Origin of the sequence: Paenibacillus tengchongensis (assembly GCF_008973665.1) — a bacterium.
GTDB lineage: Bacteria > Bacillota > Bacilli > Paenibacillales > Paenibacillaceae > Paenibacillus_AQ > Paenibacillus_AQ tengchongensis.
Window position 1 is genome coordinate 97,482 of sequence record NZ_WACP01000019.1, and the last position, 25,530, is coordinate 123,011.

Below are 25,530 nucleotides of genomic sequence, written 5' to 3' on the forward strand. Positions count from 1 at the left end.
ATGACAACAGCGATCAGAGAACAGACGGATTCCGCCGCCGTGCGGAGTCCCGGCAACCGGGAAATCATGCTGTCCCTGCGTGATTGCTCGCTTTCCTTCGGCAATGTGCCTGTGCTTAACCGGGTCAGCCTGGATGTATACCGTAATGAATTCATCTCCATTCTGGGTCCGAGCGGCTGCGGCAAATCGACGACGCTGCGCCTGATGCTGCGGCTGCTCAGTCCCGAAGGCGGGGGAGAGGTTACCTATGCCTCCCCCGACCTGTCGCTCGGGATGGTGTTCCAGAAGCCGGTGCTGATGCCCTGGCTGAGCGCCCTGCAGAATGTAATGCTGCCGCTGGAGCTGGGCGAGAAGAAGAAATTCAGCAAGAAAGAGGCGCGGGAGAAGGCGGAAAGCGCCCTGAGGCTGGTAGGCCTGCAGGATTTCCTGAACCATTATCCGCATCAGCTCAGCGGCGGGATGCAGCAGCGGGCGGCAATTGCCCGGGCGCTGGCTGCCGACCCGACGGTGCTGCTGATGGACGAGCCGTTCGGCGCGCTGGATGAGTTGACCCGCGAGAAGCTGAACTTCGAGCTGCTGCGTCTCTGGGAAAGTCCGGAGACCAGTCTCAGCAGCATTGTAATGGTAACCCATTCCATCCAGGAATCCGTGCTGCTGTCGAACCGGGTGGTGATGATGTCGCCCCGGCCCGCCGGCGTGACCGACATTATTCCGGTACCGCTGCCTTCGCCGCGCGAAGCGGGCATGGAGGAGCTGCCGGAATTCCACCAAACCGTCAAGGAACTGAGAAAGCGGGTGAAGCATCTATGACAGCCAAGCTTAAAGACAGCCTCTACCCGGTACTGTTTGCCCTCGGCTTCCTGATTCTGTGGGAGCTGGCCGTGCGGCTGTTCGCGATTCCGATGTATTTGCTGCCTGCACCGACCCAGGTCGTCTCAGCAATTGACGGCTCCCTGTGGTCGCATACGCTGGTGACGCTGGGCGAATCGCTGACCGGTTTCATTCTGGCCAACATCCTGGGCCTGGTTACTGCCATTATATTTGTCCATTCCAAACCGATCGAGAAAGGGATGTTCCCGCTTGCCATTGCCCTTAAGACAACTCCGCTCGTCGCGCTGGCGCCGCTGCTTGTCGTCTGGCTGGGTACGGGATATTCCTCCAAGGTGATCGCTTCGATGCTGATCTGCTTTTTCCCGATTCTGGTGAACAGCGTCAAGGGCCTCAAGGCCATCGAATATGAAGCGTGGGAGCTGTTCTCCACTTATAAAGGAACGAAGCGGGAAATCTTCTGGAAGCTGCGGCTGCCGACGAGCCTGCCGTATATTTTCTCCGCCCTCAAAATCTCCACCTCGCTGGCCATCGTCGGCGCGATTGTCGGCGAATTTGTCGGAGCGAACAAGGGGCTCGGCTATGTGGTGCTCGTCTCATCCTATCATATGGATACTCCGGTGATGTTCTCGGCCATTATCGCCTCGGCGCTGTGCGGTCTGCTGCTGTTCTGGGTCGTCGGGCTGCTGGAGAAGAAGTTCATTTTCTGGACAAGGAGCGATGATCTGTGATGAAATGCTCGGTGGTCAAAATCCCTGCAGGTGCGCCGCATGACATGACGGGCCTGCAGACGGCAACAGAGGAAGGGCGGCTTAAGCCCGAAGAGGTGGTAGCTGTGCTGGGCAAGACGGAGGGCAACGGCTGTGTGAACGACTTTACGCGCGGCTACGCCGTTATGGCGCTGAAGCAGTGGTTCGCGGCGGCAGCGCCGGAACAGGCTGCGGACATTTCCTATGTCATGTCCGGCGGAACAGAGGGCGTGCTCAGTCCGCACTTTACCGTGATCAGCCGCAGCGGCTCGCCGGAGACGGGAACGGCTTCCGGGGGCGGCAAAGCGCTGGCGATCGGCACCGCCAGAACGCGGGATTTCCGGCCCGAGGAGCTGGGCCGCCTGATTCAGGTCGACGAGGTGGCCGATGCGGTCGCCCGGGCGGTATTCGATGCCGGCATTACCTCGGCCGCCGATGTGCACTTCGTGCAGATCAAATGCCCGCTGCTCACGGGGGAGCAGCTATTCGAAGCCCATGGCCGCGGAGTACCGCTCGTGACAGAGGATACATATAAATCCATGGGCTACTCCAGGGGCGCTTCGGCGCTCGGAGCCGCCGTGGCGCTGGGTGAGATTGAGCGCTCCGCGCTGCGCGAGGAAGATATATGCGTGAACTGGGAGCTTTACAGCTCCGTAGCCTCAACTTCAGCCGGCAGCGAGCTGTCCTGCTGCGAGGTGATCGTCTTCGGCAATTCGGACACGGCTGCAGGGCCGTACCATATCGACCATGCGGTGATGAAGGATGCCATCGACGGCGCTGCGCTGCAGGGCCTGCTAAACCGGCATCCCGGCGATGAGCTGGTGCAGGTGCTGGCGAAGGCCGAAGCCGACCCGGACGGGGTGATCCGCGGGCGGCGGCATATCATGCTGGATGATTCCGATATCAATCATACCCGCCACGCGCGGGCCGTGGTCGGCGGCGTGCTGGCCTATGTCGGGGGCGATCCGATGATCTATGTATCCGGCGGCGGGGAGCATCAGGGACCGAAGGGCGGCGGGCCTGTGGCGGCTGTATTCCGCCGCAGGCAGCTTTAGGAGCAGAAATGCAGGCATATAACTACCCAAACCTATACATCACGGAGGAATGACAAATGCATACACAGGAAACGGAAGTGCTGACGGCGGCAGAGATGAACTGGGAGCTGATGCCGAATCACATTGAGCTGTATCACCGCGAGATTGTCTCCGCGCAGCAGGCGGACCGCCTGGGCATCCGGATGAGCTCGATTCTGTGGGAGAAGCTGGGCGTAGGCGGCCAGGTCGTTCCGCACTATCATGATGTGGTCGAGATTATTCATATTACGGTGGGCGAAGTGAAGCTGCTGTGCGGCGGCGAATGGTACAGCTACCGGGCCGGCGACACGTTCCATGTTCCGGCAGGGGTGGTCCATTCCGTCGCGAACATCGGAAATACGCCGTCCGAGCAGATCAGCATTTTTGTGCCGGCGGAAGAGAATGTGCCGGCGAACAGCTTTTTCGGGACGACTCTGATCGAGGATATTTATTCTTCCAAGCTAAAGTAAAGGCGGCGGCGCTTTATGGGAACTGGTGTAATCACAGGCTTGACCTGCAGCGATATTCTGCTCATTCCCGATCTTAAGGAAGCGGTCGTCCTGGCCGGGGCCGGAGGCCTCGGCCGTTATATCAACCGCGTGAATGTGATGGAGGTCCCCGATGTCATTGACTGGGTGCGGCCCGGGGAGTTTCTGATTACCAGCGGGTTTCCCTTCAGCGGCCAGCCTGACCTCATTACCGACATTATTCCCCAGCTCCATCAAAAGGGCGTATCCGCCCTTGGAATCAAAACGAAGCGTTACATCGACGAGGTGCCGGAGCGGGCGCTGGAGCTGGCCGATCAGCTGGATTTTCCGATCTTTGAGCTGCCGGCCCGGACCTCCTTCTCCGATGTGGTGCGGGATATTATGGAGCGGGTGCTGGTTCAGGAGGCCCGGGAGCTCTCCCAGCTGCAGAGCCGTTTCCAGAAGCTGTCGAAGCAGCTGCTGCACGGCGACGGCATCGAGGATTTCCTGCAGACGCTGGACGGGATGCTGCACAATCCGATTGTGCTGCTGGACGATACCGATCAGGTCTTCTGCTCGCCGCAGGCGGAGGAGCTGGGGCTGGCCGGACAGCTGCCGGCCTGGATGCAGCTGCGCCAGGAGGGCAGCCTCGGGATCAGCTTCCTGACCGTCGGGGAGCGGCGCATCCGTGCCTATGCCTCGGCGGTCAACGACAAGCGGATCGACCAGTGTCTGCTCATTCTGCTGGAGTGGAACCGCGAGCTGTCGGTGGTCGACCAATTGACGGTAGACCGGGTCGGGGTACTGGTCGGACTGGAGATGATCAACGCCGGCGCACGCCGGGAGGTAGAGCTGAAATATGTCGACCAGTTTCTGCAGGACTGGATCAGCGGCCGGATTGCCGCGGCCGAGGATTTGAAACTGCGGGCCGAGGCCTGCGGCTGCCCGCTGCCTGAACGGCCGCTGCGCGCCGTAACGGTGGGCTGGCTGGAGGAGAAGCCGGAGCTGAAGCAGCTGCAGCAGGCGGTGAAGCGGGTGCGGGCCAGAGGCGATCTGCAGCACGTGATGCTGACTCTGCTTGAGGGGGAGCTGGTACTGGCCGTTCCGGAGCTGCCGGGCATTCCGCCCGAGGAGACCTTCGGGCATCTGCTGGCGGAACTGCAGCGTTCGCTTGCCAAGGAGAGCTGCGTGTTCTGCATCGGCGACCGGGTCCAAGGGCCTGCGGAGGTGCGCTTCAGCTATGAGTCGTCCCGCAAAATCGCCCGCATCCGCGAGATCAGCGGCAGCGGCGGTCCCTACGTCGATTACCGGAAGCTGGGCGTCTTCCGGCTGCTGTATCATCTGCCGGAGCTGGCCGAGATCGATGAGTACAGGGATCAGTATATCGTTCCGCTGCGGGAGTACGACGGCAAGCATAACACTTCGCTGCTCCAGACGCTTCAGCTTTATTTCAAATGCAACCGCAATGTGAAACGGACCTCCGCTGAACTGTTCACCCACTATAATACCGTCACCTACCGCATTGACCGGGCCTGCGAACTGCTCGGACTGAATCAGGACGACGGGGATGATATGCTCGAGCTGCAGCTGGCGCTGAAGCTCCATGAGATGGGGCGGAGACGAAGCGGAGACTACCTGCAAGAGAGGAGATAGGCCTATGGCAACAGCACGAATCGAATTTCCCGCCAGGCTGACCGCCGGTTGGCTGCGCGGATTATACTTGAACGGAGAGCTTGAGCCGGAGGAGGTCATGCGCGAGATTATCCGCCGTGCGGAGCGCGATCGGAAGATGAACATCTGGATTGAACCGCCTGCCGAGGCGAAGATCCGCCCTTATCTGGAGGCCCTCCGGGAGCTTGATTCGCAGCAGTATCCGCTGTGGGGTATTCCTTTTGCAGTAAAAGACAATATCGATGTCAAGGGCCTGCCGACAACGGCGGCATGTCCGGCCTTTGCTTATACACCGGAGGAGGACGCTGCGGTGGTCGCCAGATTGATTGCTGCCGGGGCTATTCCTGTCGGCAAAAGCAATCTCGACCAGTTCGCCACCGGACTCGTCGGCGTGCGCAGCCCCTACGGCGAGGCGCACAACGCCCTGCGGCCGGAGTACATCAGCGGCGGCTCCAGCTCCGGCTCGGCTGTCGCCGTGGCGCGCGGCCAGGCCGTGTTCGGCCTCGGCACCGACACCGCAGGCTCGGGGCGCGTGCCTGCCGCGCTGAACGGGCTGGTCGGCTATAAGCCCAGCCTCGGGGCCTGGCCGGTGCGCGGCGTGGTGCCTGCCTGCGCCAGCCTCGATTGCGTCACCGTATTCGCGCACAATCTCGCGGATGCGCTCACGGTGGACCGTGCGGTGCGCGGCTTTGACGCCGCCGATCCGTGGTCGCGCGCCGTGGAGCGCCACGCCTCCCGGCTGCCAGGGCGGCTGCTGCTGCCGGAGGCGCCGCTTGAATTCTACGGCCCGCATGCCGAAGAGTACCGCCGGGCCTGGGAGCAGGCCGAGGCGAACGTGCAGGCGCTGGGCCTGCCGGTGCAGCGTGTGGACTGCACGCTGTTCTTCGAGGCGGCGTCGATTCTGTACGACGGCCCGTGGGTGGCCGAGCGCTGGGCCGGCCTGGGCGAATTCGTGGAGAATCACCGGGAGGCTGTGCTCCCGGTGACGGAACGCATTCTGTCCTCGGGAGCGGCGGAGCGTCATACGGCTGCGAGCCTGTTCCAGGCGATCCACCGGCTGCAGCGGTATAAGGGTGAAGCTGCGGGGCTGCTCGAGGATGCCGTGCTGGTGCTGCCGACCTGCGGCGGAACCTGGACCCGGGAGCAGCTTGCGCTGAACCCGGTCGGGGGCAATTCCGATATGGGCCGCTACACCAATCATTGCAACCTGCTGGATCTTGCGGCTGTTGCCATTCCCGCCGGCGAAGCGGCGGAGCAGCTGCCGTTCGGCATCACGCTGTTTGCGCGGGCAGACAGCGAGCACCTGCTGGCCGGCACTGCGGCTCAGTTCCTGGGCGGGGGCGTTCCGCCGGAAGCGGAAGCCGGGGAGCCTGCGCCGGGCTGGACCGTGCTGGCCGTGTGCGGGCTGCACATGCGGGGCTATCCGCTGGAGCGGCAGATGCGGGAGCACGGCGCGTACTTCTGGCAGGAGGCCCGCACCGCGCCGAGCTACGAGCTGTATAAGCTCCGGAGCGAGCCGGCCAAGCCCGGGCTGATCCGGCAGGCAGCGGGCGGCAGCTCCATTGAGCTGGAGCTGTGGCAGATGCCGGCGGCCTCGCTGGGCGCATTCGCCGGGCTCATTCCGGCGCCGCTCGGGCTCGGCCGGGTGGAGCTGGAGGATGGCCGGCAGGTTACCGGCTTTATCTGCGAGGGCTATGCCGCTGCGGACGCCGACAACATTACGGCATCCGGCGGCTGGAGATATATCACTGGACTCTGATTTGTACTTTTCCTAGAATCGGAAGCGGCCTGCTTCTATGAACTGCGGAAGGCCTGCTGCCGCAGCCGGGTAAAGCGTCCTTTTTTCACACTGTATTCATAAATTGACAAACCCCATGCCCTGAGCTATAATTCCTGTAATCTTATAGTTCACATACGCGGAAAGAGCGCAGTAGCAGACTTGTCCCTGTCCCAGAAAGCCGGGGGGTGATGGAACCCGGTACACACAATGGCCTGTGAATTACACTCTGGAGTATCTTGGGTAATGCCAAGCGGAACCTGGCGAACGATATCTCGCCTATGAGCGGCGTGGTCCGCAGGGCTTTAAGTCTCTGCACCGCGCAAGTTGGGTGGTAACACGGTTATTCAATCGTCCCTTAAGTCTGCATAGACTTGGGGGGCGATTTTTTGTTTTTTAGGCAACTCACTATATCCAAAGGGGCTGTACAGATTGAACATTATTGATGAACTGGAGTGGCGCGGCGCCATTAACCAGCAGACGGATGCGGAAGGACTGCGCGAATTGACAGAAACCAAGGCGGTCTCGCTCTATTGCGGTGTGGACCCGACCGGCGACAGTATGCATATCGGGCATCTGATTCCCTTTATGATGCTTAAACGGTTCCAGAATGCCGGACACCGCCCGGTGATTCTGATCGGCGGGGCGACCGGAACGATCGGCGATCCCAGCGGACGTTCCACGGAACGCTCCCTTCAGACCATGGAGCAGGTGCAGGAGAATGTGGATGCGCTGACAGCGCAGATGAAGAAGCTGTTCGTCACCGACGGAGACAATCAGGTCCGCCTGGTCAACAACTATGACTGGACCAAGGAAATCAATGTCATTGAATTCCTGCGCGACTACGGCAAGAACTTCAGCATTAACACGATGCTGGCTAAGGATGTCGTCTCCAGCCGCCTGGACAGCGGGATTTCCTTCACTGAATTCTCCTACCAGATTCTGCAGTCGATCGACTACCTGCACCTGTACCGGAACGAGGATGTGCAGCTGCAGATCGGCGGCTCCGACCAGTGGGGCAACATTACAAGCGGACTGGATTTGATCCGCAAAAAAGAAGGCGCCGATGTTAAAGTCTTCGGTCTGACGATCCCGCTGATGCTGAAGGCCGACGGCACGAAATTCGGCAAGAGCGCCGGCGGCGCCGTCTGGCTCGATCCGAAGAAGACTACACCTTACGAGTTCTACCAGTTCTGGGCCAATGCCGACGACCGCGATGTCATCAAATATCTGAAATATTTCACTTTCCTGAGCCAGGAGGAGATTGCCGCGCTGGAGGAGAAGGTACAGACCGAGCCGCATAAACGGGAGGCGCAAAAAGCGCTGGCCGAGGAAATGACCCGGTTCGTGCATGGCGAAGAGCTGCTGGAGCAGGCGAAGCGCATCACCGCCGCCCTGTTCAGCGGGGACATCCGCTCGCTGACGGCGGAAGAAATCGAGGAAGGCTTCAAGGAAATGCCGACCTTCACCGCCGGCAAGGATACGAAGAACATCGTGGAATGGCTGGTCGATCTGGGCATCGAGCCCTCCAAGCGCCAGGCGCGCGAGGATATCACCAAAGGCGCGATTTCCATCAACGGCGAACGCGTAAGCGAGCTGGAGGCCGATATTACGGCCGAGCAGGCCATCGGCGGCAAATTCATCATCGTCCGCAAAGGTAAAAAGAACTACAGCCTGGTGAAGCTGGTGTAAGCCGGGCTTCATCAAGAAACGTATAGAACCGCCGAACCCCAGAGGTTTGGCGGTTTTTTTGACCTGGCGTAAAGTGAACATCAGAAGGGACGCAAAGCATCTGAACCGATCCCATTCCAAAGCGCCGCCCGGAAAGAACCAAAGCTGCCCTCCGGGCGCTTATATAGTGTAATTCAACAGCAGGGAGATATCGCGGACGGAGGATGAGATGGAGTGATGAGGTGGAGTGATGAGGTGGGGAGATGGGCTTCACTGGACGGACGGCTTCAGCACATAGTTGGATTTCCGCCACTTAATATGCAGATTCCTGCTGATTCTTTGATACTAGTTCGATTTCCGCCACCTAATTTGCTCAAAATTGGCCGCCCTCACCAGTTTGGGCCGGATTAAGTGGCGATTATCGAACTAATTCGTCGCCTGGGCAGTTTTGGTGAGAATTAAGTGGCGATTATCGAATTAATTAAAGGAACGGCTTTCTACGTCTCCCTTATGAGACAGGGCTTACATGGTTCAAGCCTATATATCCATTAGCGTAACCTATTCCACCGTAGCCGCCACTTCATTCACCATAGCTTCCACGGACAGCAGGCCGCCACCGGAGAGGTACCAGTAGTTCGGATCAAGGTAGACGATTTTGCCGTTCTTGTAGGCGTTCGTGTTCTTCACCAGATCGTTCTCCACCAATTCTTTGGAGGCGGGCTCACTGGTGCTGACCACTGCGCCGCGGTCGATGACGAACAGGTAATCCGGATTCTTCTCGGCGACATATTCGAAGGATACGCTCTGGCCGTGCGTCGAAGCCTCGATGTTCTCATCCGCCTGGGCGAAGCCGAAGACGTCATGGATAATGCCGAAGCGGGAGCCGGAGCCGTAGGCGCTGATGTTGCCGTCGTTGGCGAGGATGATCAGCGCTTTTTTGCCGGCGGCGGTGACCTTCTCGTTCAGCGCCTGGATCGAAGCATCAACGTTCTCCAGCTCGGCGGCGACTTCCGTTTCCTTGCCGAAGATCTGGCCGAGCTTCTCGGCATTTTCTTTATAGGATTCCATGTAACGTTCCGTATCTACGCCCATGTAGATGGTCGGGCCGATCTTCGACAGCTCTTCATAATAATCGGACTGTCTGCCCGAGATAATGATGAGATCCGGCTGGATGGCGCTGATCTGCTCCAGGTCCGGCTCCTTCAGGCCGCCGACATTGGCGTAATCCGCACTTTCATATTTGCTGAGATACGGCGGGATGTTAGCCTGCGGCACACCTGCTACCGTTACGCCCAGCTTGTCGAGCGAGTCGAGGACGCCGAAGTCAAAGACGACGACCTTCTGCGGGTTCTTCTGCACCTTCGTTTCGCCCAGCTCATGGGTGATTGTCAGCTCCTGCGGTTCAGCCGGAGCGACAGTAGCCGCTGCCGTAGCAGCCGGTGCTGCGCCCTCAGCTTGTGCACTGTTGCCGCCGCCATTCCCGCTGGCTGCGTTGTTGTTCGCTCCGCAAGCCGAGAGGACAAGGCTCATGGCCAGCACCAGAGTCATGCCGAAAGTCTTGCCGGTTACCATTTTCTTCTTCATTGAATAGAACCCACCTTTTATTTAGTATAGTCGGCGAAATAAACGCCCAGCCGATGGCCGCCGATCAGCTCCACCGGAATGTCCATATCGTAAATCTCCCGCAGCACGGCGGTGTCGATCATCTCCTCCGCTGTCCCTTCCCGGATCACCCGGCCCTGCTTCAGGGCCACAATCCGGTCGGAGTAGCAGGAGGCGAAATTGATGTCATGCAGCACAATGACCACCGTCTTGCCCAGCTCATCCGCCAGTCTGCGCAGCACTTTCATAATCTGCACGGAATGCTTCATGTCCAGATTGTTGAGCGGCTCATCGAGCAGCACATAATCGGTGTTCTGCGCTACCGTCATGGCGATGAAGGCCCGCTGGTTCTGCCCGCCGCTGAGCTGGTCGAGGTACTTGTCCTGCAGCTCGCCGAGCTCCAGATAGGCAATAGCCTGGTCGATCATCTCCCGGTCGGCCGCAGTCAGCCGCCCTTTGGAATAGGGATAGCGGCCGAAGCTGACCAGTTCCTTGACCGTCAGGCGTACGCCGATCTGGTTGGACTGCTTCAGGATGGAGATGGCCTGGGCCAGCTGCCCGCTGTCCCAGGCGCCCACCTCGCGCCCTTCGATCAGCACCTGGCCGGCGTCCTTGGCGCTGAGCCGGCTGATGACGGAGAGCAGCGTGCTTTTGCCGGCGCCGTTTGGTCCGATGAAGCTGGTGACCTTGCCTTTGTGGATGTCCAGCGACACATTGTCGACCACGGCCTTGCCGCCGTAGCTCTTGGTTACATTTCTGACTTCGATCATATCTTGTTCTCCCTTAGCAGCAGGTACAGGAAATACAGTCCGCCGGCAAAATTGACAATGACGCTGATGGTGGTGGAGAAGGTGAATACCCGTTCCACCAGCAGCTGGCCGCCGATCAGCGCGGCAATGCCGATCAGGATGGAGCCCCCGAGCAGCGCCCGGTGACGGTACGTGGCCATGAGCTGGTATGCGACGTTGACCACGAGCAGGCCCAGGAAGGTGATCGGGCCGACCAGAGCGGTCGAGAGCGACACGAGAACGGCGGCAATCACGAGCAACCGCTTGACCGTCCGGTCATAGGCGATGCCGAGATTGACCGCATGGTCCCGCCCAAGCGACATGACATCCAGGATGCCGAGATAGCGCAGCCCGTACAGCAGTACCGCAATCATCACGGCAAAGGCCAGCGGCAGAAGCCCGGTGTTTACATTGTTGAAGCTGGCGAACATCCGTCCCTGCACCACCAGAAATTCATTGGGATCGATCAGCACCTGCATGAACGTCGACATGCTGCCGAAAAAGGTGCCAAGCACCAGCCCCACCAGCAGCATCAGATAGAGATGCCGGCCTTCGCCCTTGAACATCAGCCGGTACAGAATACCGACGAACAGCAGCATGCAGCCGGCCGACAGCAGGAAGTTCAGCTCCGGCTGGGTCACCAGCCGGCTGGATGAGCCGAAGACGAACACGATGAACGTCTGAAGCAGCATGTACAGTGAATCCAGGCCGATGATGCTGGGCGTCAGAATGCGGTTGTTCGTCACCGTCTGGAAGACCAGCGTCGAGAACGCGATGGCTGCGCCTGTGATGGCGATGGCGGCGATTTTGTATACACGGCGGGGGAAGACGTAATCCCACTGCCCGATCATGCCGGTGAACAGGAAGATTGCGATCAGCGCGGCACACAGCAGCGACAAGAGAATGATTTTGACCGTGTTATTCATAGACCTTTCTCCTCAGAAGCAAGTACAGGAATATTCCGCTGCCGATGACCCCGACCGTCAGGCCGATCGGAATTTCATAAGGGTAGATGACGACCCGTCCCAGAATATCGCAGCCGAGAATGAACACGGCGCCCAGGAGGGCGGTGTGGCCCAGGCTTTTCTTGAGGTGATCGCCGCGCATCAGTGTAACGAGGTTCGGGATAATCAGCCCGAGAAAAGGAATGGTTCCCACTGTAATAATCACCACGACCGATACCAGCGCAACGATAATCAGCCCGATGTTGACCACCTGCCGGTAATTCAGACCCAGATTCACCGCGAACTCTTCGCCCATGCCGGAGATGGTGAACTTGTCGGCAAAGATATAGGCAACAACAACCAGCGGAATGCTTATGTATAAGAGCTCGTAGCGCCCGCTCATGACCAGGGAGAAGTTACCCTGCAGCCAGGAGGAGATGTTCTGGATCAGATCATATTTGTAGGCAAAAAAAGTGGTCACCGAGCTGATAATGTTCCCGAACATCAGCCCCACCAGCGGAATGAAGATCGCATCCCGCAGCTTGATCCGGTCCAGCAGCTTCATGAAGAGAAAGGTGCCCGCCAGGGCGAAGACGAAGGCGACCAGCATCTTGCCCATCGTGGGGGCGTTGCCGAACAGCAGCATCGCCACAAGAATGCCGAGCCTCGCCGAATCGTCGGTACCGCCGGTCGTCGGCGAGACGAATTTGTTGCGGCTGAGCTGCTGCATGATCAGTCCGACGACGCTCATGCTGACGCCGGCGATAATCAGGCTGATGAGCCGGGGCAGGCGGCTGATCAGCATCACCTGCCGCTGGCTCTGATCCAGCGAGAACAGGTCGAGCGGGCTGAGATCCTTGACCCCGATGAACAGGGAGGCAACGGACAGGAGCAGCAGCACTGCCGCCAGGAAGCTTTTGCTCATTAAAAAAGAAATATCCTTCATCGCATTACCTTGGCCTCTTTCTCAGTGAGAATCATTATCATTATGTCTAGTACTACTATAACGGAAAAGATTTGCGGACGGGGCTGGACAATACTTTAAAATCAATGGATTTTTCGGCAGCATTGCTGTCATCAGCGGGAGAGCAGGCGGCTGCGGATATGCCAGACGGATTGGTCGACCAGATTCTCATAGCACGCTGCATTGTAATTCAGCACCCCGTGATAGGAAATGAAGAGACAGCGTTTCTTGCTGCCCCGCGGGCCGAGCCGCCGCCATTCCTGCTCCAGCCTGGCCAGCTCCAGATGCTCGAAGGCGGAGGGGACCATAATCATAATATTCCCGCAGTCCATGTCGGCAATCTCCGGCAGCGAATAGAGGCCAGGGCCTTCCAGCTTCTCCAGCAGCTTGGGCGGAGTAAGTCCCAGTTCCCTGTAAAAAAGGTCGTTCAGCTTGTTATTGTTCCGGCCGAATACGACGAAATCCTCGGTCCGCGTCACGGCCAGCAGCACAGGCTCGTCCCGCCAATACTGCCGCAGCTGTACGCCGGCATTGGCGACCTTGGCGCTGTAGAGTTCCAGCCAGCGTTCGGCCACCGGCGTCAGCTCCAGCAGCCCGGCGATATCCAGGAAGCGCTGCTTCCAGGGATACCCCTTCCAGCGGATAACGGTCGTCGGAGCAATCGTCTCCAGCTCCGTGCGGATCTCGTCCTCGACGGGGCCGGTGAGAATCCGCTCCGGTCCCGCTTCGCGCAGACGGGCCAACACTTCCTCGGGCCGCTCCAGGTCATAGCGTCCGAAGGTAAGCTGCGGCGAGATGCCGAGCGGGGCGAGATCGCCGAGGAATACCGGGGTCAGCGTCACCACCTTGCGCCGGGCGGCGGCGCTGTAATCGCTAGCGCTGAGGCCGAGCTGCTTCTTGAACAGCCGGCTGAAATAATGCTCGTCGGGGTAGCCGACGGCATGGGCGGTCTCCACGACGGAGGAGGCGCCGCCGGAGAGCAGCTGCATCGAAGCGTGCAGCCGGACAGACGTCGTGTATTGCAGCGGGCTAAGGCCGGTATGCAGCCGGAATGCACGGTAGAAGCGGCTGGAGCTGACCCCGGAGGCCCGGGCCAGCTCTTCGATATCGATGGTCCCGTGATACCGCTTCGAAATGTATTCTCTGGCATGCTCTACGTAATGCTGCAGGTCGGCGGCTGCAGCCTTGGGCTTCTTCAGGGAAGCGATGAAGCCGGAGAGGATCATATACAGATGCGATTGCAGCCGGGAGTAATGGGCCAGATCATCCGCCGCCGCTTCCCGGGCGAAATCCTGCAGCCAGTTCCGGGCCTGCGGCATCCGGAAGCTGCGGATGCGTTCGCCGCCCAGGTACTCGCGGTCCACGCTACGCAGCGCTTCACGTGCGCGCTCTGTTCCCTGCACGCTGAAGCGCACAATGAACGCCTTGGCGCTCTGCTCACCTTCGGTCTGCAGCATACAGGAGCAGCGGGGCGGAATCAGGAGGAACTCCCCGCCGTGGGCAGTGTCGCTGCTCTGGGAGCCCAGGCCCTGCAGCGTAGCTTTCAGACGGTGCTGGTCAACGAACAGGAAGGCGGCTTCGTCATCAGCAGAGCAGGTCCATTCCCTGTAACCGCCCACAGGGATCTCAAGCACATTAAATCCGTTATATGTAAAGAACAACTGCCGGATGTATTCGGCTAAACGCTCCATCATCAAGTCCCCTTCAAAAATGCGATAATGATAATCATTATTAACTAAGAGGTGAGGGATTGCAAGGCTTGGCATCCGGCAGATAAGTATAACCGGGTTGTCGGTGAACCCGGGTGGTGCAGATGTGGAAAGGAATTATAAAAGCGAGCGCAGATTTCTGCGCTTGCTGTCGATCCGTGTTACAATGGACGTAAAGTTACAGGGCAGGGAGGAATGTTCGGATGAAGAAAGTTGCCGCCGCATTTCTGGCGGGAGCGGTTCTGATGGTTGGCACGCAGGCTATCGGCGCCTCCGGGACTCTTGTAGGGAAGACGATAGAAGCGGAGTATACAGTGAAGGTATACGGCAAAAAACTGGCCGATCCGGCCATTGTTATTAACGGCAAGAGCTATGCGCCTGTGCGGGCGATCGGGGAATTGGCGGGCTATAAAGTATCCGTCTCCGGCAAGACCATCAGCCTGGACGAGAAGCGGACAACCGCTGCCGCCCAAGAGAATGAAGACATCGGGACTTCATTAATCGGTCCGGTGCTGCCGGTGATGGCGCCAGATGCTGCGATGTCGGTCACCAAGAGCCGGATCGAGGTCATCGATGGCAAGATTGACGCCGTGGTGGCGCAAATTCTGGCGACGTCAAGCCGGCTCAAGGCCGATCCCGATAATATCGAGCTGAAGCGGAGCCTGGAGCATTACAAAGACGGCTATGCCGAATTACTGAAGCAGAAAGAGCTGGAGCTGGAGAAATAGACAGAGCGGACAACTGCAGTTGCGTCACGTACATTTCGTTAACTCCATACTGATAAATAAGGGATGCAGCCAATTGCGGCGCATCCCTTTTGATTTGGTTCAAGTGCGCTCTTCCGTAAGATACGTCTTCACCGGCGGAGCCGAATAGCGGAGGAACTGCTCCAGTATAGCCTGCGGGGTTGTAGCTTCCAGCAGCATAGCCCGGTGCTTCTCCTGCATGAACCGCTCGCCGTACATCCGGTCGAACAAGGCGATCAGGGGATCGTAGTAATGATTGACATTGAGCAGCCCGCAGGGCTTGCCGTGCAGACCGAGCTGCGCCCAGGTAAAGATTTCGAAGAATTCCTCCATCGTCCCCGGTCCCCCCGGAAGCGCGATAAAGCCGTCCGCCAGCTCCGACATCTTCAGCTTCCGTTCGTGCATGGACTCTACGGCAATCAGCTCGGTCAGCCCCCTATGCTCGATTTCCTTGGTCTTCAGAAAATGGGGAATAACGCCTACCACCTGTCCGTCGGCCTCCAGCACAGCGTCCGCCACCGCACCCATCAGCCCGACGGCAGCGCCGCCGTAGATCAGGGTGATGCCGCGCTGTGCCAGTTCCAGGCCGAGCGCGCGGGCGCATTCTTTATACACGGGAGAGGCTCCCTCGCTTGATCCGCAAAATACCGCGATACTTTTCATGGCTTGCTGCACTCCTTCGTATCCATGGTTTTTCCGTTACTAGTGTTAATGTAACACAGTTGCTGCACAAATGAATAATGGCTGTGTTAAGAAAAAAATCAATCGTTTTACGCTGGAACTGCGTCTTACTATAGAGTGAACCCATAAGGGTTAATTTGGAAGCTCTGATGCGGACTGCGTTCGTTACATAAAAAGAAGGGGGCGGGGATATGGCGGACCATGCTGCGGAAGGCGGCGGCCCGTACAGGGAGACGGCCATGGGGGAGGCCAAAGCCGGACCGGCCAGGCAGGCTGCAGCCAATGCGGAGGAAGAGGCCTTTTTCAGCCGGCTGTATGCGGAACACCGCAGGATGTATGCGGTTGCCTTCAGCTATCTCCGCTCGGAAGCAGATGCGCTGGAAGCGGTGCAGGAGGCCACTTGCCGGGCGTGGGTGAAGCGGAACAAGCTCAGGGACGAACAAGCTTTTAAAGCATGGGTGCTGCGGATTACCATCAATTGCTGTATGGATGAGCTGCGGCGCAAGAAACGGGTATATCCGGCGGAACGGCCGGAAGAAGCCGGGCCGGAAGAAATGAAGAGCAGTGAGCGGATCGATTTGGAGCGGGCGCTGGTGCGGATGAAACCCAAATACCGGCATGCGGTAATGCTGAAATATTATCATGACCTGACGGCGCCGGAGATTGCCAAGGTATTGTCCAGGCCGGAAGGTACGGTCAAAACCTGGCTGCGCGAGGGGCTGCGGGAGCTGCGCGGAATGTTGTCCTATGAAGGGAGAGGGCGGAAATGAGCGGTAGAGAGGAACGTCTGTTGCAGCAGGATGCGTCTGAAATGAATCAACTCGCTGAAGGTCAGCCGGAAATGAACATTTATGAGGCAATGCGGAAAGGAGTGAATCAGGGAAAGATGCGCTACAGAAAACGGAGGTACGCACTGGGCATAACATTGTCCTTGGCTGCTGCTGCTGCCATTATGCTGTTCACGCTGCCCTTCATTCAGAAACGGATGGAATCACCGGCTGCAAACGCATTTCAGGATGGCTATATGGAGGTCACATTGGACAAAAGCTGGAGTGATTCCGCCAAATTCAGCACAGCAAGCTTCAGTGATGTATCCTTGACGAACGCCTTGAAGCGCGGCTTTATCCAGCCGGTCTACACGAGCCTTGTGCAGAAGGGCTTCCGTGTAGAGATGATGGGCGGTGTGACGGACGGACGCCGGGTACTGCTGCTGTACAGCGTGAAGAACATGACGGAGCAAACCGTGAGGCATGCCGATTTTGCTTTGAATTATGGGGGACATGACGTGGCAGACACGGGCGCTTCCCTTGACATCACAGACGAAGACGATCATATTTTGCCCGGTCAGACAGAATACTTTGCTTACTCCTCCTATCTCTCACCCTCAGCGGAGTACTCCAAGGAGGCAAGATATGATCTGACCTTTACACAAATCTCAACGCAGGCGCAAACCTCAAGCAGCAATAAATACCGTACCAGCTTAAGTATACCGTTCGAGCTTGACCCGCACTGGCTCAAGACAACGAAAGAAGCGTACGACCCGCAGCGGACGCTGACGGTTGCCGGGCAGAACATCCATGTGTCGCAAGTGCTCTACACCCCGCTGAACACCTATGTGGATGTGGAGTATGACGGCAGCAATGACTACAATATTTTTCAGCTTATCGAGCCTTCGCTGGTTGGAACAACGAATGGCAACCGTAAAACGCTTAACTATCTGAAAAGCATCACCTCGCTGAACACCGATGTCTATCTTGACGATTCGCAGGCGACACTGGTCCTGGACCCCAGCCCGGCCTTGGAACTGGATGCAGCGAGGCTGCAGGTCGCCGGTATCGCCGCGGTTCCGAAGGAGCAGATGCAGATTGTTGTCGATATCAACAAGCATGAGGTGCTGGAAGCGCCGGACAGCCTGCTCACGCTTACCGCCAAGACGGAGGAAACAGAGAGAGGCCGGCTGACCTTCGAGCACCGCAGAGAGCATGCCTTAATGGAGAATAGTTTTAGCATGCGGCTGAAGAACACTTATACCGACGCAGCGGGCAAAGAGCACACGCAGGAAGGAGATACTGGTTCCTCCAGTCAATCGAGCAGCGGCAACGACATAGTTTACGATGAACTGACCTATTATTTTGGCCCCAAGGCAAGCACCTATCCGCAGCCGCTCACCATCGAGATCGAGCGCTACTGGAATCCGGTGCTGGAGAAGGGCAGTGTGGATTTGTCGGGAGAGGAATAATATAGAATTAGAAGCAGCACGCGGGAGGCCCCCTGAAGGCAACCTGCGTGTTTTTGTTTGTGCGGCAAGGTGGCGGACAGCAGGAAGGCATCCGGGAGCGGAATCCTTTTTTGTGGTAAACACCCATAATTCGACAAAGTTAATTGTGGGTTATATGGTACTATTTGTATGACTCAGACTCTATAAATCAACCAACTAAATTTAGAAACGAAGGGTGTTACGGATGACGACAGCAGTGGCCCAGGAAGAATTGCCCCAGCGGCACAACGAAGGACCCAGGATAGACACGGGACTACAGTGCTTAATGCTGGTTGCCAATTACCACAATATTTCGGCAGATTATGAGCAGATCAAACATTCCTTTGCCATAGACGACTCGGGAATGGACACCCTCCAAATGATTAAGGCAGCGAGAGAATTGGGGCTGAAATGCAAGCAAGCCAAGGTAGCTATAGCCAGGGTGGCGAAGCTGCCGTTGCCGGCGGTAATCCGGGACAAAGATGGATTGTATTTTGTTCTCGCCAAAATCCAGGAAGGGCAATACCTCATTTTTGACCCGCGCCGCGGGAAGCCTTCCTCGGTCCCCGGGGATGAATTCACGGATTTATGGAACGGGGAGATTATTCTTTTCTCTCCCAAAGTAAAGAGTGAAACATCCGATGAGTTCGGCATCAAGTGGTTTCTGCCTGCCCTCTGGAGGCATAAGAAGATTCTGGCGGAAGTACTGATCGCTTCTTTATTCTTACAGCTGTTCGGTCTGGTATCGCCGCTGATTACGCAGGTCATCATCGACAAGGTTCTGGTGCATCACGGCTTAACTACGTTGAATGTGCTGGCCACCGCCCTCTTTATTATCATTCTCTTCGAACTGGTCCTCGGCATCTGCCGGACTTATGTATTCACACACACGACAAGCCGGGTGGATATCACGCTCAGCACCAAGCTGTTCAGCCATCTGTTCCGGCTGCCGCTGTCCTATTTCGAGAACCGCCGGACCGGCTCCACTATTGCCCGTGTCCGCGAGCTGGAGAACATCCGCCAGTTCCTGACCGGCTCTCCTTTCACTGCAGTGCTGGATGTCCTGTTTATCGTGGTTTATATTGCCGTGATGTTCGCATACAGCACCCAGCTCACCTTTATTGTATTGGGCACGCTTCCTGTATTCGCCCTGCTCTCCGTCATATTCACACCGCTTCTGCGCAATGGTCTGGAGGAACGGTTCCGGCGCGGCGCGGAATCCCAGTCCTACCTGGTCGAAGCGGTATCCGGCATTCAGACCATCAAATCCTTTGCCCTCGAACCGATTTCGCAAAAAAAATGGGAGGGTCTGCTGTCGAATTATACCCGCTCCAGCTTCAAGGTGCTGCTCACCTCCGGCGTTGCGGGGGCATTGGCACAGTTCATCCAGAAAGCCTCCAATCTGGTTGTATTGTTTTACGGGACACATCTTGTCCTGAAGGGAACGATCAGCGTCGGCCAGCTGATTGCGTTCCAGATGCTTGCCGGGAGAGTCAGCGATCCTGTACTGCGGATGGTGCAAATGTGGCAGGATTTCCAGCAGACTGGAATTTCCATTGATAAATTAAAGGATATTTTCGAGGTGAAGCCGGAGCCGGCGGTATCAGCTTCCAAGACAAGAATGCCGCGAATCCGCGGGCAAATTCAATTCGAAGGCGTAACCTTCCGTTACCGGGTGGACGGCCCGGAGATTGTCCGCAATCTGACCTTTGCCATTGCGCCGGGAACCATCGTCGGTATGGTCGGCCGCAGCGGCTCCGGGAAAAGCACCGTCTCCAAGCTGGTTCAGCGGCTCTACGTGCCTGAATCAGGCAAAATTCTGGTGGATGGCGTCGACATCTCACTGGCTGATCCTTCCTGGCTGCGCCGCCAGATCGGTGTAGTGCTGCAGGAGAACTTTCTCTTCAGCGGAACGATCCGCGAGAACATTGCGCTCAATCAGCCGACAGCCTCCATCCAGGACATCGTCAAGGTAGCCACTTTGGCGGGGGCGCATGAATTCATCATTGAGCTGACCGAAGGCTATGACACGGTGATCGGCGAGCGGGGGGAAGGTCTTTCCGGCGGACAGCGGCAGCGGATCGCCATTGCACGGGCACTCTTGTCCAATCCGCGCATCCTGATCTTTGATGAAGCGACTTCCGCGCTGGACTATGAGTCGGAACGGATCATTCAGAAGAACCTGCAGCAGATTTGCCAGGGCCGGACCGTGATCATTATCGCCCACCGGCTGTCAACGCTGCGTACCGCTAACCGTATCATGGTACTGGACAAGGGGCAGCTTGTGGAAAGCGGGACCCATCAAGCACTGATGGATCATAAAGGGCTGTATCACTATCTCTATAATCAGCAGGAGAGGGACTGACTATGTTCGGATTGAAACAAGACCGTCTGGAATATGAATTTTTGCCGTCCGCCATTGAAATTGAAGAAACCCCGCCGAAGCCCTTGGGCAGATGGTTAATTTGGACCGTAGTTCTGCTCTTTGTCATCGCCGTAGCCTGGGCATACCTGGGGAAGGTCGATGAAGTGGCCACGGCGAGGGGGAAGGTCATTCCGGATGGCCGTACCAAAGTGCTGCAGCCGCTGGAGGGCGGAACGATTAAGTCCGTACTGGTGAAGGAAGGCGAGCATGTGACGGAGGGCCAGCTCCTGGTCGAGCTGGATTCTACTACTTCCGTTGCCGATATTGAAGGGCTGGAGAAGCAGCTGTATGTCGCCAAATTGCAGCGGGCGATGCTGGAAGCCGAGCTTGCCGGGTCGTCCTTCGACGGCTTGGAAGAAGAGGCCGAGCTCCCGGAGGATTCGGAGCAGACAACAGCCGAAATTCTCCGCGTGCAGATGCAGCTTCGTGAGGCAAGAGACAAGGAATACAGCAGCAAGCTGAAGGCTGCGGAACTGGGGGCCCTTCAGAGCGCCCAGGAGCTGGAGCTGGAACAGGCGGCGCTGGAGCTGGCGAACAAGGATTACGAGCTGGCCGTGATGAAAGCCGAGAACAGCGGAGCCGAAGCCTTCGAGGACAGCGTAAATCTGCTTCAGGCGGACAATGATCTAAACAAGGCGGAAATGGCAGTAGCTTCCCAGGAAAAAAAGGTGCAGCGTGCGGAGAGCGCATTGCAGGAGGCCGAGGAAAATGTAACGTCGCTGAAGGAACAGCGCGAGCGCACGATTCTGGATGAGATCGTGGATACCGAGAAAACGATCTACAGCCTGGATTCCGAGCTGACTAAAGCGCAAAAACGCTATGAGCTTCAGCAGCTCGTGTCCCCGGTCAACGGTACCGTTCACGGGTTGGCCTCTTATACTATCGGCGGCGTTGTAACCAGCGCCGAGGATGTGATCTCCATCGTGCCGGACGATACACCGCTAATTGTGGAAGCGACAGTATCCAACCAGGATATCGGCTTTGTAACGGAGGGGCAGGCTGCCAATCTGAAAATTGATACCTATCCCTTCCAGAAGTATGGGTATCTGCATGGCGAAGTGATCTACGTCAGTCCCGATGCGTTTGAAGACGAGAAGCTGGGACTGGTATTTAAGGCCAAGGTCAAAATTCATTCGCCAGAAACGTCAAGCGGACAGCAAATCACGGTTTCACCGGGGATGTCTGTGACCGTTGAAGCCAAGACCGGCAAAAGGCGGATCATCGACTTTTTCCTTTCACCGCTCAAAAAAGCGGTCGATGAAAGCTTTAAGCTAAGATGACCCCAAAGGAGAAGCTATGATGAAGAAAATACTGATTACACTGCTGTGTGCCTGTATCTTATGTCTCGGCTTGCCTGGCCTTATGGTTCAGGAAGATGCTGGCGCTGCTGCTGCCAAAAATGTAATGCTCCAATCCGCCGGAAAAGTGAATGTAGGCGGCAAAAGCTATGTGGAAATACTGGAGCCGCAGCTTGTGCAATGGGGCAAGGATAAGGTGCTTTCTTTTCAAGTAAGGCTGTTTAACGGAGATCAGGCACAGCGCGATATGCTGCGTTACGGGATTACGGTAACCGGCGGAGGCGAAACCGTCAACGCCCAGCGGGTGGGTGATCCATCCGGCAGTACGAAGGTATTGCCGCAATCCTCCAAAGAATTCGCCTTCTATGCGGTTGTCCCTAAATCTGCCGCGCTGGCGCACATGAAGTTCAACATCAAGGAATGGAATATCAATTACGAAGGCTTCAGTAAGCCAGTCGGCTCCATCCAGCTTGGCGCTTCTTATACTCCGGCGGTTGCTGCGGGCAACAGCAAAATTACAGTGATCGGCGGCAGTCAGACCGGCTTGACGCCGGGCGCATTTTACAGCTATGAAACCGCAAATGGACGGGTGTATACGTTGTCGCTTACTCTCCAAAGCTGGGGGAACCACTCGGCGCAGCTGCCCGATTACAGCTACTGGCTGCAGGCGAATACGGGCGAGATCTACGCGCTTACGTCAGGCGGCGAGAATTCAGGGAAGGAACTGGCTGCGAAAGCGGGGCTTGTTCAGGATCTGTCAGCGGAAATTCCGAAGAGTTCCAAGGCAGCGTCCTTCAAACTGCTGATGGGCCTCACGGAAGACAGCATTCCGCTGATCCAATATATGTTCAGTCTGCCTGCGGCAGGACAGTGGAGCAGTATAGCCGCCGTCAAGCAGCAGACGTACTACATCCGTCCGGACAACAATCCGTTGGCGTTGACAGTAGAACCTTTGTACATAACGGAAACCGATCTTCCGCAGTGGAAGGCGGGAACGGTCATCACGCTGAAGAACAACGGAAAGCAGACGGTAGAGCGGCCGGAGCTTGCGTTCTTCCTGGAGGCCGGCAAGTCCACCTATCTGCTGGACGGAGAGAGTACGGCAGGGGATGAATCGCTCGATGCGCTGGAGCAGCTAAAGATCCCGCTTAGTGGTGAAATTCCAAGTACACTCCGGGACGCGAAGCTGAAGCTGATCATAGCCAAATCGCTCAAGTCAGGCACGGATCAGCATTATAAACCGCTCCTGAAGCTTGCGCTCGATAAATCCTCCGAGGTCGTGCGTAACCCGGAAGCTTCGACCACTGTAAAGGCGGTAAGCGGGGGGACTCCGTATGAGCTGTCGGTCAGCAGCCTGCTTCGTTATGAGTCCGGCAGCGACAGTGTGCTGGAAGGAACGATAACCGCACGGAATGTGGGTACGAAGGCGCTTGAATTACCCGATTTCAGCATGGGCGCCCTTATAAACCGGCAGTACTCCTACGATGCCGACATATCGGGGCAAGAGACGGGCATGATTAGCCCGCAAAGTCAGGTGATGCTCTCGTTCAAGGTGCAGTATCCGCAGAGCCTGGAGGCAACGGGAGTCCGGCTGCAGCTGTCCGAGCCCTTGAGCCAGGGAGGGGAAGGGCTGCTGCGTCCGGTCGCCGAGTTTGATGTGACGGACTGGCAATCGTTTCAGCCTCCAACCGGGAACATCGCTGATTTCGAGACAGCGGAAGGTACTTACCGCATCCAAAAGAATACAAGCTACCGCTTGCCGCTGGGCAGCAAGGATGAGCTGGTCACCGAATTTGAGCTGTACAGCGGCAATTACGAGAGTAAGGCACTTCCGGAGCTGAAGGCTGTGTACAGGCTGGGGAATACACAGGTTGAAGCGGATGTGGCCGTCCTGGATGAAGTCATTCATGTGGCATACAACAAGCCGGTATCCGTCCAGGTTATCGGAAAGATCCCTTATACGATGAATCCGGGGGAGATCAGCATCCTGCTACAAGCAACCGATGGCGGAACGGACCGTGCTGCGGGACAATTCCGCATTGATAAGCTGGCTGAAGTTCCGGTCTATGCTCCAGGGGACAAATATAGTGTAAGTATCACCGGGAAAGAAACCAGCTTTGAACTATACCAGGTTCTGGTCTATCCCGGACAAAGCGAGGATTTGCTGGAGGTCCAGTTGGTGCAGCGGAACGGAAATAGACGGGGGGCAATCAACTATCCGCTGTATGGATATCTGCAGGATAAGAACGGCTTAATCTATGAGCTTGAGCAGAAGAGCAGCACCGCGGAGGATACCGCAAAGTACGGCAGCACCGCCATCCAGTCATTGGCGGGCAAGGTCCCGAAGGACACGCTGCCCAAAGAGCTGAAGTTGGTATTCGGGATGGCGCTTAGCGGCAATTCCATAGCCGTTCAGAGCGGCGGCACTGCAGATGCCTACGTGAAGCCGGTTGCTTTTGCGTTGCCCGACAAAGCCAATACGGCCGACAAGGGCTTGTACCGGATGAACGCTTACCCGTTTGTACTGGATATTTCTAATCCCTGGGTCCGTCTGGAATCCGGATACAGCGGATATTTGGAGTTCAATGCGGCCGTGGGCAAGCAGCTGGCATTCGATTATTTTGACCAGGACCACAAGATTGTCATTGAGCTGGTGAGCGGCAGCGAGACCGTCGCCCAGAAGGAATTCGGGTTGTACGGCTCCGGAAGCGGAAGCTTCACCGCCACGAACAGCAAATACCGGATAGAGGGCATCTCCGGCAGCCTGCAAACCGGCAGTATGATGATGAAGGCCTATCTTCAGTATAAAGGAGAGAAATTATTGCTGGGCTCACAGTGGGTGTCTGTGGATGTTAAGAAGTGAAATTTTGGATGAAACAGCGAAGATTGCAGATAAAATCATACTAATATTATTACACCGGAAAAAGCCAGATCGAGCAGTTCCGGTTCGCGGACGGAACGGTGTGGGGATACAGTGAAGTGTATGCGCAGCCGATGGAGTTAACGGGAAGTGAAGCAGGGGAGACGCTGACGGGCAACGGCGGAGATGATGTGCTGCTGGGCCTGGGGGGCAGCGACAAGCTGTATGGAAACGAGGGCAATGACCGTCTGGAAGGCGGGGAAGGCACTGATACGCTCCAAGGGGGAGCAGGCAACGACACTTACCTCTTCGGCAAGGGCTATGGGAACGACACGATTGTGGAATATGGCGGGGGCACGGACACAGTCAACCTTAAACTTAACTATAATGATATTCTTTTTGAAAAAAGCGGCAGCAACCTGCTTCTGAGGGTTAACGGTTCCACAGATACACTAACGGTCTCCGGCTGGCAGTCGTCCAGCAGCTACCAGACAGAGGTGTTCCAGTCCCAGGATGGCCGGAGACTGCTGAATACCCAAGTGGATCAGTTGATCCAGGCCATGGCATCCTTTACAACCCCACAAGGAATGGACTGGTCCCAAGCGTTGAGCCAGCGCAAAGAAGAAGCGCAGCAGATATTGGCGCAATACTGGAGTTCCAACGTGTAAAGTAAATTCGCATAAGGAGAGTCTCAAGTTCACCAGCAAGCCTCGTGCGCTGCTATTGCGGCGGAGGCTTGCTGGCTTTTTTATGGATTTTTTTAAAATCATGGGCAACAAAAATCGACAGGGATCGGCGCGAGAAGATGATATGATCTTGCTGAAAGGAAAGAAAGGGATAAAAGGTTATTATTCCCATTTATGAAAGTCCACCAAATAATTCAAAGGAGAGAGATGGATGGAATTCGATTTTGAAGAGCAACTGGAAGCCTTGTCCGAATACTATCTGCTGAAAAATCAGGCGCTGCGCACGAACTCCGGAGACGACATCAGGCTGCTACAGAACGACGACCAGTTAAGC

20 protein-coding genes, 1 pseudogene and 1 other annotated feature are annotated in these 25,530 nt (G+C 57.1%); of the genes and pseudogenes, 15 read left to right on the forward strand and 6 right to left on the reverse strand.

Translation table 11 applies throughout. The annotated features are described in order from the left end of the window. The 7 genes from F1381_RS25465 (at window position 1) to tyrS (ending at window position 8,257) form a co-directional block, all read left to right on the forward strand. Window positions 1-810 (forward strand): ABC transporter ATP-binding protein, encoded by an 810-nt coding sequence (locus F1381_RS25465; protein WP_151737636.1) that lies wholly within the window; start codon window positions 1-3, stop codon window positions 808-810. Further along, window positions 807-1,559, forward strand: coding sequence for an ABC transporter permease (locus F1381_RS25470; protein ID WP_151737637.1), 753 nt, complete (start codon window positions 807-809; stop codon window positions 1,557-1,559). The genes F1381_RS25465 and F1381_RS25470 overlap by 4 nt, the downstream gene beginning before the upstream one ends. Continuing rightward, window positions 1,559-2,632 carry a cyanuric acid amidohydrolase gene (atzD, locus tag F1381_RS25475; RefSeq protein WP_151737661.1) on the forward strand — a complete coding sequence of 358 codons (1,074 nt, stop codon included), beginning with the start codon at window positions 1,559-1,561 and terminating at the stop codon, window positions 2,630-2,632. The genes F1381_RS25470 and atzD overlap by 1 nt, the downstream gene beginning before the upstream one ends. Before the next feature lie 56 nt (window positions 2,633-2,688). After that, window positions 2,689-3,120, forward strand: coding sequence for a cupin domain-containing protein (locus tag F1381_RS25480; RefSeq protein ID WP_151737638.1), 432 nt, complete (start codon window positions 2,689-2,691; stop codon window positions 3,118-3,120). Between the two features lie 15 nt (window positions 3,121-3,135). Beyond that, window positions 3,136-4,770, forward strand: a complete 1,635-nt coding sequence (locus F1381_RS25485) for a PucR family transcriptional regulator (RefSeq protein ID WP_151737639.1) — start codon at window positions 3,136-3,138, stop codon at window positions 4,768-4,770. Between the two features lie 4 nt (window positions 4,771-4,774). Further along, window positions 4,775-6,547, forward strand: coding sequence for an allophanate hydrolase (atzF, locus tag F1381_RS25490; protein WP_151737640.1), 1,773 nt, complete (start codon window positions 4,775-4,777; stop codon window positions 6,545-6,547). Window positions 6,548-6,696: 149 nt separating this feature from the next. Beyond that, window positions 6,697-6,927 (forward strand) — a binding site (T-box leader). 70 nt (window positions 6,928-6,997) lie between these two features. Continuing rightward, window positions 6,998-8,257, forward strand: coding sequence for a tyrosine--tRNA ligase (gene tyrS, locus F1381_RS25495; RefSeq protein ID WP_151737641.1), 1,260 nt, complete (start codon window positions 6,998-7,000; stop codon window positions 8,255-8,257). Between the two features lie 537 nt (window positions 8,258-8,794). On the opposite strand, the gene F1381_RS25500 is transcribed toward tyrS, so the two are convergent. The 5 genes from F1381_RS25500 to F1381_RS25520 form a co-directional block, all read right to left on the reverse strand. Further along, entirely contained in the window at window positions 8,795-9,820 is a 1,026-nt protein-coding gene (locus F1381_RS25500) for a siderophore ABC transporter substrate-binding protein (protein ID WP_246188200.1), read from the reverse strand. Window positions 9,821-9,837: 17 nt separating this feature from the next. Next, complete coding sequence (locus F1381_RS25505; protein ID WP_151737642.1) at window positions 9,838-10,608, reverse strand: iron ABC transporter ATP-binding protein; 771 nt, start codon at window positions 10,606-10,608, stop codon at window positions 9,838-9,840. Continuing rightward, window positions 10,605-11,552: an iron chelate uptake ABC transporter family permease subunit gene (locus tag F1381_RS25510; RefSeq protein ID WP_151737643.1), complete on the reverse strand. Its 948-nt coding sequence runs from the start codon at window positions 11,550-11,552 to the stop codon at window positions 10,605-10,607. The genes F1381_RS25505 and F1381_RS25510 overlap by 4 nt, the downstream gene beginning before the upstream one ends. Next, window positions 11,545-12,495, reverse strand: coding sequence for an ABC transporter permease (locus F1381_RS25515; RefSeq protein ID WP_151737644.1), 951 nt, complete (start codon window positions 12,493-12,495; stop codon window positions 11,545-11,547). The genes F1381_RS25510 and F1381_RS25515 overlap by 8 nt, the downstream gene beginning before the upstream one ends. 152 nt (window positions 12,496-12,647) lie before the next feature. Next, complete coding sequence (locus F1381_RS25520; protein ID WP_187355568.1) at window positions 12,648-14,225, reverse strand: AraC family transcriptional regulator; 1,578 nt, start codon at window positions 14,223-14,225, stop codon at window positions 12,648-12,650. Between the two features lie 221 nt (window positions 14,226-14,446). Here F1381_RS25520 and F1381_RS25525 point away from each other — a divergent pair, with 221 nt between their 5' ends. Further along, a complete protein-coding gene (locus F1381_RS25525) occupies window positions 14,447-14,971 on the forward strand; it encodes a stalk domain-containing protein (protein ID WP_151737646.1) in 525 nt (174 codons plus the stop codon). Window positions 14,972-15,070: 99 nt separating this feature from the next. On the opposite strand, the gene F1381_RS25530 is transcribed toward F1381_RS25525, so the two are convergent. After that, window positions 15,071-15,652, reverse strand: coding sequence for an LOG family protein (locus F1381_RS25530; protein WP_151737647.1), 582 nt, complete (start codon window positions 15,650-15,652; stop codon window positions 15,071-15,073). A 209-nt stretch (window positions 15,653-15,861) separates the two neighbouring features. Here F1381_RS25530 and F1381_RS25535 point away from each other — a divergent pair, with 209 nt between their 5' ends. The 7 genes and pseudogenes from F1381_RS25535 (at window position 15,862) to F1381_RS25560 (ending at window position 25,178) form a co-directional block, all read left to right on the forward strand. Continuing rightward, window positions 15,862-16,440 (forward strand): sigma-70 family RNA polymerase sigma factor, encoded by a 579-nt coding sequence (locus F1381_RS25535; RefSeq protein WP_425495299.1) that lies wholly within the window; start codon window positions 15,862-15,864, stop codon window positions 16,438-16,440. Next, window positions 16,437-17,909: a hypothetical protein gene (locus F1381_RS25540; protein WP_151737648.1), complete on the forward strand. Its 1,473-nt coding sequence runs from the start codon at window positions 16,437-16,439 to the stop codon at window positions 17,907-17,909. The genes F1381_RS25535 and F1381_RS25540 overlap by 4 nt, the downstream gene beginning before the upstream one ends. 223 nt (window positions 17,910-18,132) lie before the next feature. Next, window positions 18,133-20,292, forward strand: a complete 2,160-nt coding sequence (locus F1381_RS25545; protein WP_151737649.1) for a type I secretion system permease/ATPase — start codon at window positions 18,133-18,135, stop codon at window positions 20,290-20,292. Window positions 20,293-20,294: 2 nt separating this feature from the next. Beyond that, the gene (locus tag F1381_RS25550; RefSeq protein ID WP_151737650.1) at window positions 20,295-21,632 is read left to right on the forward strand and encodes an HlyD family type I secretion periplasmic adaptor subunit; all 1,338 of its coding nucleotides are present in this window, start codon (window positions 20,295-20,297) and stop codon (window positions 21,630-21,632) included. A 19-nt stretch (window positions 21,633-21,651) separates the two neighbouring features. Beyond that, the gene (locus F1381_RS25555) at window positions 21,652-24,513 is read left to right on the forward strand and encodes a hypothetical protein (protein WP_187355569.1); all 2,862 of its coding nucleotides are present in this window, start codon (window positions 21,652-21,654) and stop codon (window positions 24,511-24,513) included. 50 nt (window positions 24,514-24,563) lie between these two features. Beyond that, window positions 24,564-24,620: pseudogene (locus tag F1381_RS29160) on the forward strand (calcium-binding protein); the annotation flags it as partial. Window positions 24,621-24,644: 24 nt separating this feature from the next. Continuing rightward, a complete protein-coding gene (locus tag F1381_RS25560; RefSeq protein ID WP_281349967.1) occupies window positions 24,645-25,178 on the forward strand; it encodes a calcium-binding protein in 534 nt (177 codons plus the stop codon). Window positions 25,179-25,530 lie beyond the last annotated feature (352 nt).

Coding starts and splice junctions, on each gene's coding strand:
- F1381_RS25480 (WP_151737638.1), top strand. CDS start 2,689: ATGCATACACAGGAAACGGAAGTGCTGACGGCGGCAGAGATGAACTGG.
- F1381_RS25500 (WP_246188200.1), bottom strand. CDS start 9,820: ATGAAGAAGAAAATGGTAACCGGCAAGACTTTCGGCATGACTCTGGTG.
- F1381_RS25470 (WP_151737637.1), top strand. CDS start 807: ATGACAGCCAAGCTTAAAGACAGCCTCTACCCGGTACTGTTTGCCCTC.
- F1381_RS25525 (WP_151737646.1), top strand. CDS start 14,447: ATGAAGAAAGTTGCCGCCGCATTTCTGGCGGGAGCGGTTCTGATGGTT.
- F1381_RS25515 (WP_151737644.1), bottom strand. CDS start 12,495: ATGAGCAAAAGCTTCCTGGCGGCAGTGCTGCTGCTCCTGTCCGTTGCC.
- F1381_RS25535 (WP_425495299.1), top strand. CDS start 15,862: ATGGCGGACCATGCTGCGGAAGGCGGCGGCCCGTACAGGGAGACGGCC.
- F1381_RS25520 (WP_187355568.1), bottom strand. CDS start 14,225: ATGGAGCGTTTAGCCGAATACATCCGGCAGTTGTTCTTTACATATAAC.
- F1381_RS25485 (WP_151737639.1), top strand. CDS start 3,136: ATGGGAACTGGTGTAATCACAGGCTTGACCTGCAGCGATATTCTGCTC.
- F1381_RS25465 (WP_151737636.1), top strand. CDS start 1: ATGACAACAGCGATCAGAGAACAGACGGATTCCGCCGCCGTGCGGAGT.
- F1381_RS25555 (WP_187355569.1), top strand. CDS start 21,652: ATGAAGAAAATACTGATTACACTGCTGTGTGCCTGTATCTTATGTCTC.
- F1381_RS25550 (WP_151737650.1), top strand. CDS start 20,295: ATGTTCGGATTGAAACAAGACCGTCTGGAATATGAATTTTTGCCGTCC.
- F1381_RS25505 (WP_151737642.1), bottom strand. CDS start 10,608: ATGATCGAAGTCAGAAATGTAACCAAGAGCTACGGCGGCAAGGCCGTG.
- F1381_RS25510 (WP_151737643.1), bottom strand. CDS start 11,552: ATGAATAACACGGTCAAAATCATTCTCTTGTCGCTGCTGTGTGCCGCG.
- F1381_RS25560 (WP_281349967.1), top strand. CDS start 24,645: ATGGAGTTAACGGGAAGTGAAGCAGGGGAGACGCTGACGGGCAACGGC.
- atzF (WP_151737640.1), top strand. CDS start 4,775: ATGGCAACAGCACGAATCGAATTTCCCGCCAGGCTGACCGCCGGTTGG.
- F1381_RS25545 (WP_151737649.1), top strand. CDS start 18,133: ATGACGACAGCAGTGGCCCAGGAAGAATTGCCCCAGCGGCACAACGAA.
- atzD (WP_151737661.1), top strand. CDS start 1,559: ATGAAATGCTCGGTGGTCAAAATCCCTGCAGGTGCGCCGCATGACATG.
- F1381_RS25530 (WP_151737647.1), bottom strand. CDS start 15,652: ATGAAAAGTATCGCGGTATTTTGCGGATCAAGCGAGGGAGCCTCTCCC.
- F1381_RS25540 (WP_151737648.1), top strand. CDS start 16,437: ATGAGCGGTAGAGAGGAACGTCTGTTGCAGCAGGATGCGTCTGAAATG.